This window comes from Achromobacter maghribensis (assembly GCF_057334215.1).
In genome coordinates this window covers 366,496-380,556 of sequence record NZ_JBHFII010000044.1, presented here as the reverse complement: position 1 = coordinate 380,556, position 14,061 = coordinate 366,496, and the positions used below count along the sequence as shown (strand labels likewise).

The 14,061-nt window shown below is 68.2% G+C and carries 15 protein-coding genes; 4 read left to right on the top strand and 11 right to left on the bottom strand.

Annotated elements, in window-relative coordinates; all coding sequences use genetic code 11:
- Positions 1-788: CPBP family intramembrane glutamic endopeptidase (locus tag ACE039_RS19690; protein WP_485823139.1), on the bottom strand; the 788-nt coding region annotated here is incomplete at its 3' end.
- 149 nt (positions 789-937) lie between these two features.
- Here ACE039_RS19690 and ACE039_RS19685 point away from each other — a divergent pair.
- Positions 938-1,312: an MAPEG family protein gene (locus tag ACE039_RS19685; protein WP_105556834.1), complete on the top strand. Its 375-nt coding sequence runs from the start codon at positions 938-940 to the stop codon at positions 1,310-1,312.
- A 60-nt stretch (positions 1,313-1,372) separates the two neighbouring features.
- Here ACE039_RS19685 and ACE039_RS19680 read toward each other — a convergent pair whose 3' ends face one another.
- The 10 genes from ACE039_RS19680 to ACE039_RS19635 all read right to left on the bottom strand — a co-directional run bounded on the left by ACE039_RS19680 (position 1,373) and on the right by ACE039_RS19635 (position 11,398).
- A complete protein-coding gene (locus ACE039_RS19680; protein ID WP_313462572.1) occupies positions 1,373-1,807 on the bottom strand; it encodes a carboxypeptidase-like regulatory domain-containing protein in 435 nt (144 codons plus the stop codon).
- Between the two features lie 62 nt (positions 1,808-1,869).
- Complete coding sequence (locus ACE039_RS19675) at positions 1,870-2,673, bottom strand: NRDE family protein (protein ID WP_485823138.1); 804 nt, start codon at positions 2,671-2,673, stop codon at positions 1,870-1,872.
- A gap of 3 nt (positions 2,674-2,676) precedes the next feature.
- Positions 2,677-4,656 (bottom strand): FUSC family protein, encoded by a 1,980-nt coding sequence (locus tag ACE039_RS19670; RefSeq protein ID WP_485823137.1) that lies wholly within the window; start codon positions 4,654-4,656, stop codon positions 2,677-2,679.
- Between the two features lie 19 nt (positions 4,657-4,675).
- Positions 4,676-5,158 (bottom strand): YbaK/prolyl-tRNA synthetase associated domain-containing protein, encoded by a 483-nt coding sequence (locus tag ACE039_RS19665; protein ID WP_485823136.1) that lies wholly within the window; start codon positions 5,156-5,158, stop codon positions 4,676-4,678.
- Between the two features lie 79 nt (positions 5,159-5,237).
- Complete coding sequence (locus tag ACE039_RS19660) at positions 5,238-5,966, bottom strand: response regulator transcription factor (protein WP_105556903.1); 729 nt, start codon at positions 5,964-5,966, stop codon at positions 5,238-5,240.
- 106 nt (positions 5,967-6,072) lie between these two features.
- Positions 6,073-7,602 carry an efflux transporter outer membrane subunit gene (locus ACE039_RS19655; RefSeq protein ID WP_485823135.1) on the bottom strand — a complete coding sequence of 510 codons (1,530 nt, stop codon included), beginning with the start codon at positions 7,600-7,602 and terminating at the stop codon, positions 6,073-6,075.
- Between the two features lie 6 nt (positions 7,603-7,608).
- Positions 7,609-8,754, bottom strand: coding sequence for an ABC transporter permease (locus ACE039_RS19650; RefSeq protein ID WP_310029003.1), 1,146 nt, complete (start codon positions 8,752-8,754; stop codon positions 7,609-7,611).
- Positions 8,751-9,734: an ABC transporter ATP-binding protein gene (locus tag ACE039_RS19645; RefSeq protein WP_485823134.1), complete on the bottom strand. Its 984-nt coding sequence runs from the start codon at positions 9,732-9,734 to the stop codon at positions 8,751-8,753. Before ACE039_RS19645 ends, ACE039_RS19650 begins: the two co-directional genes overlap by 4 nt.
- Positions 9,731-10,735, bottom strand: coding sequence for an HlyD family secretion protein (locus ACE039_RS19640; RefSeq protein ID WP_485823133.1), 1,005 nt, complete (start codon positions 10,733-10,735; stop codon positions 9,731-9,733). Before ACE039_RS19640 ends, ACE039_RS19645 begins: the two co-directional genes overlap by 4 nt.
- Before the next feature lie 12 nt (positions 10,736-10,747).
- On the bottom strand, positions 10,748-11,398 hold the full coding sequence (locus ACE039_RS19635; RefSeq protein ID WP_485823132.1) for a TetR/AcrR family transcriptional regulator: 651 nt from the start codon (positions 11,396-11,398) through the stop codon (positions 10,748-10,750).
- 229 nt (positions 11,399-11,627) lie between these two features.
- Here ACE039_RS19635 and ACE039_RS19630 point away from each other — a divergent pair, with 229 nt between their 5' ends.
- The 3 genes from ACE039_RS19630 to ACE039_RS19620 all read left to right on the top strand — a co-directional run bounded on the left by ACE039_RS19630 (position 11,628) and on the right by ACE039_RS19620 (position 14,060).
- Positions 11,628-12,665 carry an NADP-dependent oxidoreductase gene (locus ACE039_RS19630; RefSeq protein WP_485823131.1) on the top strand — a complete coding sequence of 346 codons (1,038 nt, stop codon included), beginning with the start codon at positions 11,628-11,630 and terminating at the stop codon, positions 12,663-12,665.
- 21 nt (positions 12,666-12,686) lie between these two features.
- Positions 12,687-13,367 (top strand): type 1 glutamine amidotransferase domain-containing protein, encoded by a 681-nt coding sequence (locus ACE039_RS19625; RefSeq protein ID WP_313465265.1) that lies wholly within the window; start codon positions 12,687-12,689, stop codon positions 13,365-13,367.
- Between the two features lie 93 nt (positions 13,368-13,460).
- Entirely contained in the window at positions 13,461-14,060 is a 600-nt protein-coding gene (locus tag ACE039_RS19620) for an HD-GYP domain-containing protein (protein ID WP_485823130.1), read from the top strand.
- The last annotated feature ends 1 nt before the right edge of the window (position 14,061 follow it).

The window sequence follows — 14,061 nt, the reverse complement described above, 5'->3', positions numbered from 1 at the left end:
GCCCCCCCCCCCGCGGCGGCCAGCCCGCCGTAGCGGTATGCCGTGCCGTAGGCCGCGCCCGCCAGGCCGGCCAGCAATATCCATTGCCAGCCGCCAGCGTAATGCGCCAGGCCGAACAGCACGGCGGCCACGGCCACGGCGGCGCGGCCGCCCCAGGCATAGCGACGCCAACACGTGGCCAACTGCTGCTGCACGTAGCCGCGGAACAGGGCTTCTTCGGCCAGCGTGACCAGCAACGCGTTGTTGACCAGCCAGATCCAGCCGGTGTCCGGCCATTTGGGGCCCCAACCCACCACACCCAGCGCCAGCGCGACACCCAGGCACGCCACTATTGCCGCGGCCAGCGCCAGCACGGCAGCGGCCAACGTGTTGCGCGCGCTTGCGCCCGCCATGGGCGGCGCCAGCACCAGGACCACCCAGAACGCCACCAGCGGCTTGTCCAGATTCAGGTACATGCCGAATGGCACGGCATCGGGGCTGAGCGGCACGGGGGCGATAACTTGCGGATTGTGGAAGCCCGGCAGCAGATGCAGGAAAAGCGCCGCGGCCAACACCAGGAACAAGGCGTGGCCGGCCGCGCGAGCGGCGGCGCCGGACGTGGGGCGCACCCCTGCCGCCGCCAGCAACAGCAGCGCGGGCGCCGCCAGCGCCGCGGGATCGATCAGGCCGTCCGTCCAGGCCCAGGCCCACGCGATGGCCAGGGGCGCCAGCGCCCAGGCTCGGGTGGCGGGCAGCCAGAGCAGGGCAGAGGAAAGGAAGAGCGCGGACCAGGGCGACAGAAGCGGCATGCGGATCGGGCAGGTTGACGCAAAGCGCAAAGTGTAAGCGCACCCGCTTGCCCAACCACGGGTTTCGGGCGACGATGCCGCTCTTGGCGGCGCAACGCCGCGTCGCACCTGACGGACTCGCGGTCCGTCGGTCCACCTGGAGCCAAATAATGAAAATGATCGCGTGGTTGATGCTGGCGGCGGCGATCCTGCCGTTCATCTCGACGATAGTCGCCAAGGCGGGCGGAAAGACATTCGACAACAACGATCCACGCGCCTGGCTGGCGCGTCAGGAAGGCTGGCGCGCGCGCGCCAATGCCGCGCAGATCAATACCTTTGAAGCGCTGCCGTTCTTCTTTGCGGCGGTGTTGTTCGCGCTATACACCCAGGCGCCGCCCGCGCATGTGGCGACGCTGATGGCCTGCTGGCTGGGCGTGCGCCTGGGCTATCTGGCCATGTATCTGGCGGGGTGGGGCGCGTTGCGTTCGCTGGTCTGGGCGATCGGCGTGGGCTTCGTGATCGCCATCCTGTTTTCGGGCGTCTAAGACCCCAGGCCGGGCCGGCTTACGGCCGGTCCCTACCGCGCGCCAGCGGTGCGATGGCGCCTACTTCCATTCGAAGACGGCGCGCGCGGTTCCCGTGGCTTGCACGGTGACGTCGCGTTCCTGGGCCTTGCCCTCGTAGGTGGCCGAGATCTTGTAGGCGCCGGCCGGCAGCTTCACCAGCATGTACGGGCCCTCGGCGGTCGTTTTCAGCACTTCCTTGCCCTGTGCGTCATGGATGGCCACGCCTACGCTGGCCACGTAGTCCGCCTTGCCGTCGCGTTGGGCGGCGAATGTCAGCGCCAGCGGATAGTCGCCGGCGGCCGCCTTCATGGCTTCCGATTCATCAATGCCGATTCCACCGCTGACGTACTGCACCGCACCCTGGTGCTTGATCGGGGGCAACGCCGCCCGGGCGGTCGAGAGGACGCCGGCGATGGCCATGCTGCCCACCGCCATCATGGCGGCGAGGGTGCAGCGTTCAAAGCGTTTGTTCATCATGTTCTCCTGGAAAGGATGACACGGGTTTCGACCGGCATGCCCGCGCCAAGTTCGTGCCCCTAGCCGCATTCGGCCAGCATATCGCCGGAGAAGCCGCCTTGCCAGGTGAATGCCAACTGGCTTTCGCCACTGATCGAGCCGTCGGCGGCGAAGCGCCTTTCCTCAAGCTGGGCCGCGCCATCCGCATGCAGCGCAAGGATGCTGGAACTGCGAGTGCCATAGTTGGGGCTGACAATGAACGGGCTGCTCAATAGCTTTTCGCGATCTCGCGGCAAGCCGGTCGCCGGCAGTTCGTCGTCTTGCGCGCCCTGGCGGTCCGCCAGCGCGGCAAACAGCGCTGGCATGTCGGGCTGCCGCGCATGCTGCAGTACGGCGGTGAACGCGGCCTTGGTGCGGGCAAGCTTCGGCCACGGGGTGTCCAGCAGGTGGTTGGACAACGCGTAGATGCCGGGTGGCAGCGCACGCGGGGCGCCGTCGCGGTTACTGAAATACCAGGCCTGCCGCGCATCGCCCACGATCAGATTGAAGCCGTTATAGGCCTGGCCCGTATCGTGGACCCGGGCCAGGTATTCCCCGGGCGCCGCGCCGCCGCGCAGGAAGTCTTCGACCAGCGCGCCGCGCGAGGGCGCCGCGTCCAGGTGCCTGCCCGGTTCGCGGAAATTCGTCACCAGCGCGAAGCGGCCCGACGTGGTTGCCCCCATCCAGGTGCCGCCGGCCAAGCCGTCGCGGCCGGCATAGACCTCCGGCGCATCTGGCCATTGGGCCGCAGGGTGCGTCAGGCGCGCGTGGAATTCATCGCGATTGGCTGCGATCAGGACGGGGATGCCCGGCAAGGCATGCAGGGCCAATACGGCAAGACACATGGTTCAGACCTGGTGAATGGGGGGTTTAGGGGCGCCGGCGCCGGGTGCGGCGGCAAAATCCGGACCGGCCAGCGTGGCACGCAGCGCTTCGATTTCGGCGGCCACGTCGGCCAGCGCGGGCGATGGCGGGGCGATGGCGTCGGCGGAGACGGGCGCGCCGTGTTCGACGGCGACACTCATGGCGTGCAGCGTTTCCGCCAACGCGGCCACTTGGGCGGCGCTGGGCGTGGCCTGGCCGGCGGGCAGCGACCAGGCGGTATCCGAAATGGCGTTCGCCACGCGTTCCAGCGCCACCTCCACGGGCCACCACGCCAGTGCGCGCCGGCTGACCAGACGGGGTTCGGACAGGCCGCGCTGCAACGCGATGCGCAGGTCCGACAAACGCGCATAGGCGCTGGCGCGCAGGCTGTGCCGGCTGGCGGGCGTTGCCTGGAAGACCGTGTTCAGGTACGCGGCCAGCGTGTCCATCGCGGCGGACACGGCATGGTCCAGGTTGTGGCGTTCGATGCGGATCCACGGCAGGTAGCCCACCAGCAGCACGATGCCGGCGGCAACACCCACGTCAACCAGCCGCGCCAGCGCGATGGCCCAGGTGCCGGGCTGCAGCGCCCCGATCAGCAGCATCAGGATGGGCACGAGGATGGCCGAAAACAACCCGTAATTGCGGCGGATGGACCAGGGCAGCAACGAGGCCAGCAACGCCACCGTCAGCAGGCTGGCGATGCCGCTGCGGTCCACGGCCAGCACGGTGGCGCTGATGGCCACCCCCACCACGCTGCCGCCGCAGCTTTGCAGCGCCCGTGCGAAGACCGACCCGAAGTTGGGCTTGAAGATCACCACCACGATCAGCGGCACCCAATACGACCGCGGCAACGAGGCCGCCAGCGCCACGGCCTCGGCCGCGACCAGGCACAGGCCTAGCCGGATCAGATAGCGCACCGTGGTGGGGCCGGGCCGGTAGGTGCGAACCAGCACGCGCCAGGGCGTGCGCGGACGGACAGGCGTCAGCGCGCTCAAGGGATCGGTGTCGGGCGGCTTGGCGCCGTCCAGCAACGGCAGCGCCTGCGCCAGCGCGTCCGCCAATTGCGGCATGTCCGCGCGCCGCAACGCGGCGATGTCGTCGCCGGGATCGGGGTCGGCGTCGTTTTCCACGCGGTCGGCCAGCCGGTTCATGACGCGCGCGCAAGCCGGCGGCAGCACGCGGCCCGCGCGCGCCAGCGATAACGCGGCGTTGGTCAGCGGCGTGCAAGCCTGCAGTTGCGCCGCCAGCCGGGATAGCCGTGGCGACGGGCCGGCGGCGCGGCCGCGGGCGGCCAGCACGGTGTCGTAGGCCGTGGTCATGGCCGCCTCCATGTCACGGCGCGCCGCCATGGTGCGCGAGGTGCCGATGGCGGCGAACATCGCGGCCAGCTTTCGATAGGCCAGCGCGACGGCGGCGCGTTCGGGCGCGATGGGGTTGACGACCCAGCCCGACAGGGTCAGCGCCAGGCCGAACAGTCCGCCAACGCCCACCAGCACCGACGGCATCCAGGGCGGCAGGGGCGAGGTCAGGCTGGCGCCCACGATGACATACACCGCGAATTGCAGCGTTGCCACGGCGGCGATGTTGTTGAACGTGCCGACCAGGCTGGCGATCAGGACCAGCACGGTCATGGCGGCCGATGTCAGCAGACCATGTCCGGCCACCAGGTTGCCCAGCAGGTAGCCCAGCGCGCCGCCAAAAACGGTCGACCCGATGGACAACGCCCGGTTGCGGTAGGGGCCGCCGTTATCGCCGGTGATGGCGGGTAGCGCGCCCAGGGCCACCAGCGCGGCGGCCGCGCTTTGGTCCAACGCCAGCCCCACGGCCGAGGGCAGGCCGATGGCCAGGGCGGCGCGCAGCGCCACCCAACGGCTGACGGGCGACGGCTCCATATGCGCCAGGCTCATCAGCCATCGCATGTTCGACGTGCGCGCGCCTCGGCGGTTCAGGGGGCGGGACACGGCAGCCTCATGGGGCGGATCAGCCCTTGATCAGGGGGGCGACTTGCGGCGCGGCCAGCCGGAAGTAGTCTTCCGTGTTCAGCAGGATGGACGCGTCCAGGCGTCCGGCGTTGAACACGATTTCGTCGTGGCGGTCGCGCAGGCTGGGATCCACCAGCAGATGCAGGTCGGGATTGAAGGAAAACGGAGGAATGGCGCCGATCTCGCAGCCGGTCAATTCGCGCGCCAGATCCTGCGATGCCAGCGATGCCTTCTTGCCGCCGGCTGCCCGCGCAATCGCGTCCAGGTCGGCCTGCTTGTCGGCGGGAAACACGGCCAGCACGTTCTTGCGCTGGTTGGACGAGATCTTCACGCGGCAGACCAGCGCCTTGGCGCCCTGGCTGACGGCGGTGCCGCGGATGGCGGCGACTTCAACCGAGCGGCCGGCCGCGGGGTGTTCGATCAGGCGGTGGCGGGCCTGGTTCAGGGCAAGCAGCGCTTGCAGACGTTCAAAGACTTCCATGTCGGGGTGGCGAAGCTGAGAGAGGCGGCGCCGGGAGTCGACGCGGCACACACCGCATGATACGCCCGCGCAGAGGCGCTCAGATCTCTCCGGTGAAAGCGTACCCCCATCCCCACACGGTGCGGATCGGCAGCGCAATGTTCATGTCTTGCGCCTTGCGCCGCAAGCGGCTGACAACCACGTCGGTACGGCGGATGGATTCGCGGCCCGCTTGCGGATCGATGCCAGGGGGATCGCTGCGCGGCAAGCGCTTATCGGCGGACGCGGTCAGTTTCAGCAGGAATTCGCGCTCGGCCAGCGTCAGCGCCAGGCGCGCGCCTTGCGGGCTGACGAGCGTCCAGGCCGCGTCATGGAATTGCCATTTGCCCGCGGCATCGCCGGACGCAGCCGTGGCGGGCGGGCGCGGTTCCGCGTCGGCGGGCGCGCGGCGGCCGGCCGTGGCGGGTACCCGCCGCACCAGCGCTTGCAACGCCGCGGCGATTTCCGCCGTGGCCACGTCGGGCTGGAAGCAGGCGTCGGCGCCGCAATGCAACCCCAGGATGCGGTTTTCCGGAGAGTCGAAGGCAGAGACGGCGACGATGCCGGCGGTCGTGTCCATGGCCCGCAGACCTGCGACGGCCATGCAGAGATCGGACAATTCGGCTTCCATCACCAACAGCGGCGTGCGGCGAGCCTGGAACAGGCGAAACAAGCCGTTGGAGTCTTCGCAACGGCGCGGTGAGAATCCCATGCCCGCCAGCGCGTCGCTGCGGCGAACGCGTTGGTCGGGATCAGGCGAGAAGACGATCAGGTCTAGTAGGTCATTCATGAATCGTAGGGATCTGTGCAGCTTGAGCGCTTGCATGATGCTACGGATACATCGAATTCCTAAACCTCGCACAACGCCCGTTTCGTACCCGAATTCTCAGACATGATCAGGGGACCGCTGTTACGCGCTTGCCCAAAGGGCCTGTGGCAGGGGGCGTGGCGGGTTCATTCCACCAGCCGCCGCCCAGCGCTTGCAGCAGCGCGGCGGTATCCGCGTAGCGCGCCGCATCGGCTTCGGTGCGGGCGACGCGGGTCTGCAACAGCTGGCGCTGGCTGTCCAGCAGGCTCAGATGGCTGATGCCGCCCGCCTGGTAGCGGCCTTGCGCGATGCGTTCGGCGTCCGCCGCGCGGCGCCAGGCGTCGTCGTAGGCCTGGTAGGCCTGGGCGTCTGTCTGCACGGCACGCAAGGCGTCCGCGACCTGACGGAAACCGTCCAGCACGGTTTGCCGGTACGCCGCCGCAGCGGCATCGTAAGCGGCCTCGGCCGACCGTTTGCGGGCGCGGAGTTCACCGCCACGAAATAGCGGTTGCACCAGGCCCAGCCCCAGGTTCCACACGTTTACGCCGTCGGACAGATCGCCCGCTCGGGTGCGTTGCGAACCGAAGCTGGCGGTCAGGGTGAACTGGGGGTACTGGTTGGCCGTGGCAACGCCGACATCGGCCGACGCCCTGTGCCACAGCGCTTCGGCTGCCAGGATGTCTGGCCGCTGGCGCGTCAGCGCGGATGGCACGCTGGTAGGAATGCTGGCGGGCAGCGTCAGGTCCGCCAGTCGCAGCGGCGCGAGGCCCAACGCCGCGGGCGGCTGGCCCAGGTAGACGGCCAATTGGTGCGTGACCTGCGCCAGTTGCTTGTCCAGCGGCGGCAGGGTGGCGCGGGTTTGGGCGACCAGCAGCTCCTGGTTGCGCAGGTCGGCCTCGGCGATGCCACCGGCCGCCAGCCGTTGACGCATGATGTCCTGCTGGCGCAACTGGGCGTCCAGCAATTCGCGGGTGGCGGCCAGGCGTTCGGACAGGTCGGCCTGGCGGATGGCCGCCGTCACGACGTTCGCGGCCAGCGACATGCGCGCGGCCTGCAATTCGTGCGCCCGGTAATCCACCTGCGCTGCCATGCCCTCCAGCGCCCGCCGGTTGCCGCCGAACAGGTCCAGCGTGTAGGACACATCGATCGACGCGTTGTACAGCGTGAATGGGGGCGGCAGCTCGGAAACCGGTACGCCATACGCGGACGGGTCCACTTTCTGGCGCGCCACGGACACGTTGGCGTCCACCGACGGCAACAGGCGCCCGCCGGTTTCGGCGTTCAGGTCCTCGGTGGCCTGTCGCAAGCTGGCGCGCGCCTGTTCCAGCGTTGGGTTGGCGTCCAGCGCCTGGCGCACCAGTTGGTCCAGCGCCTCGGAGTGGAACAGCCGCCACCATTGCGCCGGAATGTCGGCGCCAGCCTGCAACTGCTGGCCGCCGGCTGCGGCGCCTGCCTCGGGCTGCGCGGTATAGGCGGCGACGTCGGGCGCGGCCGGGGAGGTGAAGTCGGGCCCGACCGCGCACCCCGATACCAGCGTAAACAGGCTCAGGGCCGCCATCACCGGGCGGCGGCGGGCTAGCGGACGGGAATCGGAAAGCAATGGGGCTAGGCGGGACATGGCGCGTCAATCCAGGGTTCGGCGGTAGAACTTCACGGCGGCGGTCATGACGACGACGGTGAAGAGCATCAGCGGCCAGATGCTGGGCCACAGGTCCCACCAGCCGTTGCCTTTAAGCAGGATGCCGCGGATCAGCCGGTTGAAGTGCGTCAGCGGCAGCAGATTGCCCAGGTACTGCGCCCACATGGGCATGCCCTGGAACGGGAACATGAAGCCGGACAGCAGCATGTTGGGCAGGAAATAGAACATGGTCAGCTGCATGGCCTGCAACTGGTTCTGCGCCAGCGACGACAGCGTGATGCCCACCGTCAGGTTGGCGGCCACGAACAACAGCGCGGCCAGGTAGACGGACAGCAGGCTGCCCAGGATCGGCACATGGAAGACGAAGTGCGCGGCCAGCAGGATGATGGTGGCCTGGATCAGCCCGATCGCGATGTAGGGCACGATCTTGCCCGTCATCACCTCGATCGGGCGCACGGGCATCGACAGCAGGTTCTCCATCGTGCCGCGTTCGCGTTCACGGGTCATGGCAAGGCCGGTCATCATCACCAGCGTCATCGTCAGAATCACGCCCATCAGCCCGGGCACCGTGTTGTATTGCGAGATCTGCTCTTCGTTATAGAGCCGGTGCACGCGCACGTCGAAGGCCGGCTGTCCGCCCGCCAGTCCCGCCAGCGGCCCGGTCAGGTCTTTTTGCGTCACGGCCTGCGTCAACTGGGTGGCCGCGCCGATCGCCATGCCGGTGGCCATGGGGTCGGTGGCATCGGCCTCGATCAGCAGGGCGGGGCGTTCGCCGCGCAACAGCCGGCGCGAAAAATCGGGCGGTATCGTCACGACGAACAGCACGCGGCCCTGGGCCAGCGCCGCGCGCCCGGCTTCCTCGTTGTCCAGCTCTTCCGTGATGTGGAAGTAGTCCGACGACTTCATCGCCGCGACGAAGCTGCGCGTGAACGGGCTGTGGTCGGCCGTGATGACGGCCGTGGGCATCTGTTTGGGATCGGTGTTGATGGCGTAACCGAACAAGGCCAGCTGCATGATAGGCAGCCCCACGATCATGCCGAAGGTGATGCGGTCGCGGCGCAGTTGCAGGAACTCCTTTAGCACCATGCTCCACCACCGCGCCCACGAAAAGCCTTGCAAATGGCGCATCATGACGGGCTCGCGAAGTTGTCGGTGGACCGGTTCATCAAGTAGATGAACACGTCTTCCAGGCTGGTGTCGATGCGCTCCAGCCGCAAGTCCTGGCCATCGATGGCGCTGCGCAGCGTTTGTTCCAGCTGCCCGGCGTCCTGGCCGCTGACGTGCAGCGCCGACCCGAACGCCACGGTCTGGTCCACGCCCGGCGCGCCGCGCAGCCGCTGGCCCAGCGGCACGAGGTTATGGCCGTGGATGGCCCAGGTGGTCAGACGCTGTTCGGCGATCACTTCTTCCGCGGTGCCCTGGGTCAGCAACCTGCCGTACGAGATATAGGCCAGCTTGTGGCAGCGTTCGGCCTCGTCCATGTAGTGCGTGCTGACCAGCACCGCGATGCCGCGCGCGGCCAGCTCGTGCAACTGTTCCCAGAAATCGCGCCGCGCGGTTGGGTCCACGCCGGCCGTCGGCTCGTCCAGCAGCAGCAGGCGCGGCTCGTGCAGCAGGCAAGCGGCCAACGCCAGCCGCTGCTTCCATCCCCCCGACAGCGATCCCGTCAGTTGGCTGGCGCGGCTGTGCAGCCCCAGGTCTTCCAGCGCACGGTCCACCGCTTCCTTGCGGCGCGGCATGCCGTACATCCGCGCGACGAAATCCAGGTTTTCACGGATCGTCAGGTCGTCCCAGTACGAGAACTTCTGCGTCATGTAGCCCACGTGCCGCTTGATTTCGGCGCTTTCTTGCAGGATGTCGTAGCCCAGGCAAGTGCCGCTGCCCGAATCCGGCGTGAGCAGGCCGCACATCAGGCGGATGCTGGTGGTCTTGCCGCTGCCGTTGGGGCCCAGGAAGCCGAAAATCTCGCCTTCCCGCACGCGCAGCGACACGTCGTTGACGACATGCTTGTCGCCAAAGTGCTTGTTCAGCCCGTGCACGTCGATGACGGCGGCGCGGGCGTCGCGATCGGCGCTGGGGGAATCGGCGGCGGCAGCGGGTGGCGTGCTCATTGCAGCATGGCCTCGACGGGTTGGCCCGGATGCAGCCGCGTGGCGACGTCCTGGGCCGGCCGCGCTTCTATCATGTAGACCAGCTTGCTGCGGCTTTCGCGGCTGTAGATGACGGGCGGCGTGTACTCGGCCTGATTCGATACGTAGTCGATGTGCACCGGTATCGGGTCGCCGCAGCCGTCGCAGCGCAGGCTGGCTTGCTGGCCGACCTTCAACGATCCCACCACCGTCTCCGGCACGAAGAACCGGACCTTGATGTTGCCGGGCGGCAGCAGGCTCACGACGGGGCTGCCCGCGGGCACCCATTCGCCTACGCGGTACATCGTGTCGAAAACCTGACCGGCCGCCGGGGCGCCCAATTGTTTTTGCGCCAGGGTCCATTCGGCCTGGGCCAGCGTCGCGCGGGCGGCCTCCACCTGCGCGGCCTGGGCGCGCCGCTGGTCTTCGCGCCCGGGCAGGGCGGCAACTTCCAGCTGCGCGCGCAGTTCGCGCACGCGGGCGGCGTCCGACTGCGCCTGTTCACGGCTGTCGTCCAACTGCGCCCGCGCGATGCCGCCGATGCGGAACTGCGCGTTATCGCGTTGCAGCTGCGCCGCCGACCGGCGGCTGGCGGCTTCGGCCTGCGCCAGCTGGGCGCGGCTGACGTCGACTTCGGGTGGCCGCTTGCCGGTGGCGATGTCTTGCAACTGCGCCGTGGCCGCGGCCAACTGCGCGCTGGCCTGGTCGCGGGCGGCGCGTTCGCGCGTGGCATCAAGCGTGAACAACGGCGCATCCGCCGACACTTGCTGCCCGCGTTTGACCGGCAACGCATCCAGCCGGCCGGCCTCGGACGAGGCCACATAAACGTAGTCGCCTTCCACGTAGCCTTGATAGAAGGGGGCGGGGTCCTTGCCGCAGCCGGCCAGCAGCAGGGTCAATAGCAAGGCGAGCGGCGGGGTCGCCCGGCGGGCCCAGCGTGGCGGGTCTGGCGGCAAACGAAGTGAAGCGGGACGGGTTCGCATGGTCGGCATCTTTCAGGCAGAGGCGGAAGGCGGGGAGGGCGGCAAGAACAATCCGCCGGTCAGCATGGCGATGGCGTGCGCGGCAATCGCGTCGGTATCGATGGCCTGCGCTTGCGCGTCGCCTTGCCAGATGCGGCGCCACAGGCTGGAGGTTGCCAGCGGCAGCAACGTCAGCCCCAGGATGGACAGGAATACCAGGCGAGGCTCGACGCCCGGCGTGATGGTGCCCAGGCGCTGGGCCTGGCCGATCAGCCCGGCAAAGGCTTGCAAGCGCCCGGACGGCAAATGCGGCAGCACGCGTTCGCGAAGCTGGCCGCCTTCGTTGACGACTTCATGCATCCACAAGGCGGGCAGCCAGGGCCGTTCGGTGGCGCTTTGCACGATCCGGTTCACGATTTCCACCAGATAGCCGCGCGCGGCGGCCGCCGGGTCCTGACTGGCGTCCGGGTCCCCGGCCAACGGCACCGGCGCCCAGACGTATCCGATGACCGGCAAAACCCGCTCTTGCACGACGGCGTCGATCAACTGGTCGCGGCTTTTGAAGTAATAGTGCACCATCGCCGGCGTCACGGCGGCGCGCTGCGCGATGTGGGCGATGGTGGTGGCGGCCACGCCCTGCGACGCGAACAGGCTGGTGGCGATGTCCAGTAGCTGGGCGCGCATGGCGGCGTTGTCGGGGCGCGCGGGGCGGCCTGGGCGGCGCGGGGCGGGAAGCGGTGAAGGGCACATGGCGCGTAGTTTAATTAAATATTTAATTAATTAAAAGACGGCGCATCGGCAGGGTTTCCGGGCAGGGCGGCGGACAAGGATGGTGTAATGGTCCGGTTCCCCAACTTGCCACCCGGGTTTTGCCCGCAAGGCCCGGGCGGCTTCCTGTAGGAGGCTGGACTTCATGCCGCAATCATCGTCGATCAATCGCCGTATCGTGCTGGCTTCGCGCCCGCATGGCGAACCCGCAGACAGCGATTTCCGTCTGGAAACAAGCGACGTCCCGCAGCCCGGCCCCGGCCAGGTGCTGCTGCGCACCGTGTATCTGTCGCTGGACCCCTACATGCGCGGCCGCATGAGCGATGCGCCGTCCTACGCCGAACCCGTGCAGATTGGCCAACCGATGGTGGGCGGCACCGTGACGCGGGTCCACGCGTCCAACCATCCCGACTATCAACCCGGCGAATGGGTGCTGGCCCAATCCGGCTGGCAGGATTTTGCCGTGTCCGACGGCACGGGCCTGCTGCGCCTGGGCGCCAATCCGCAGCATCCGTCCTATTCGCTGGGTGTGCTGGGCATGCCCGGTTTCACGGGCTACATGGGCTTGCTGGACATCGGCCGGCCCAAGGCCGGTGAAACGGTGGTGGTGGCCGCGGCCAGCGGCGCGGTGGGCGCGGTGGTGGGGCAGATCGCCAAGATCCACGGCTGCAAGGTCGTGGGCATCGCGGGCGGCGCCGACAAATGCCGCTACGTCGTCGATGAGCTGGGCTTCGACGACTGCCTGGACCACAAAGCGCCCGACCTGCCTGGCCGCCTGGCGCGCGCCGTTCCGCAAGGCATCGACATCTACTTCGAAAACGTGGGCGGTGCGGTGTTCGATGCCGTCCTGCCGCTGTTGAACCCGCGCGCCCGCGTGCCGGTCTGCGGGCTGATCTCGGCCTACAACGCCACCAGCCAACCCGACGGGCCGGACCGCCTGGCGCTGCTGATGCGCACCATCCTGACCAAGCGGCTGACGTTCCAGGGCTTCATCATCTTCAACGAATACGCGCACCGCTACGGCGAATTCCGCGAGGCGATGGAAGACTTGATCGGGCAAGGCCGCATCAAGTACCGCGAGGACGTGGTCGAAGGGCTGGAGAATGCGCCGCGCGGCCTGATGGGGCTGCTGAAGGGCGAGAACGCCGGCAAGCGCATCGTGCGCGTCGGCCCGGATCAATAGCGCCACCCAACGGAGCGCAATATGAAAATCCTGATCGTGCTGACTTCGCATGACACGCTGGGCAACACCGGCCGCAAGACGGGCTTCTGGCTGGAAGAGTTTGCCGCGCCGTACTACGCCTTCGTCGATGCGGGCGCCACGGTGACGCTGGCGTCGCCCCTGGGCGGCCAGCCGCCACTGGACCCCAAGAGCGACGACCCGGACGCACAGACCGACGACACGCGGCGCTTTCGCCAGGACGTCGATGCGCAGCGCCGGTTGGCGTCGACCTTGCGGCTTGCGGATGTGCAGGCCGCCGACTACGACGCGGTGTTCTATCCAGGGGGGCATGGTCCGCTATGGGACCTGGCCGAAGACGCCAAGTCGGTGGGCCTGATCGAGACCATGCTGGCCGCGGGCAAGCCCGTGGCCGCGGTGTGCCATGCGCCCGGCGTGCTGCGCCACGCCAAGACCGCCGACGGCAAGCCGCTGGTGCAGGGGCGTCAGGTCACCGGCTTTTCCAATGCGGAAGAAGCGGCGGTGCAATTGACCGACGTCGTGCCGTTCCTGGTCGAAGACGAACTGATCCGGTTGGGGGGCTTGTACCGCAGCGGGCCCGACTGGCAGCCGCATGTGGTCACAGATGGGTTGCTGGTCACGGGGCAGAATCCGGCGTCTTCCGTGGGCGTGGCGCAAGCGCTGTTGGAACGGTTGAAGAACTGACACGGTTCGCCAGGATGGCTTCGCGGTGTGTCAGAATTGCTGCTTTCTGACACACTGCGTGCCGTTCCGCTGCAACGCCACGCATCTTTCCTGATGCCCCCAGACGTACCCGAATACCCCGTTGGTTCCTGCGAGGCCGCGCTGTTTGCCGCCATGCAGGCGCGTGACCCGGCCACGGGCCGGCATTGCGACCGCGTGGTCGCGCTGAGTGTGGCGCTGGCCCAGGCCTGCGGGCTGCCCGAATCCGAGCAAGCCGTCGTGGCCGTCGCCGCCAGACTGCACGACATCGGCAAGATCGGTACGCCCGACCGCGTGCTATTTTCCCCCAAGCGCCTGGATGCCGACGATTGGGAAATCATGAAATCGCATGCGGCCACCGGGGCCGACATCATCATGCAAAGCGCGATGCCGCAACGCGAACTGATCGCGCGTGCCGTGCGCCACCATCACGAACACTTCGACGGTTGCGGCTATCCGGCAGGGTTGTCGGGGCACGATATCCCGCTGCATTCGCGCATCATTTCGCTGGCGGATTCCTACGACGCGCTGGGCGATACGCGGCCCTACCACCCGGCGCGTTCGCACGCCGAGATCATGCGCATCCTGAACCGCGAGGCCGGATCCAAGTCCGATCCCGACCTGCTGCGGCTATTCGAAGCGATGATGTTGAAAAGCCCGTTGCGCGTGCCATAGC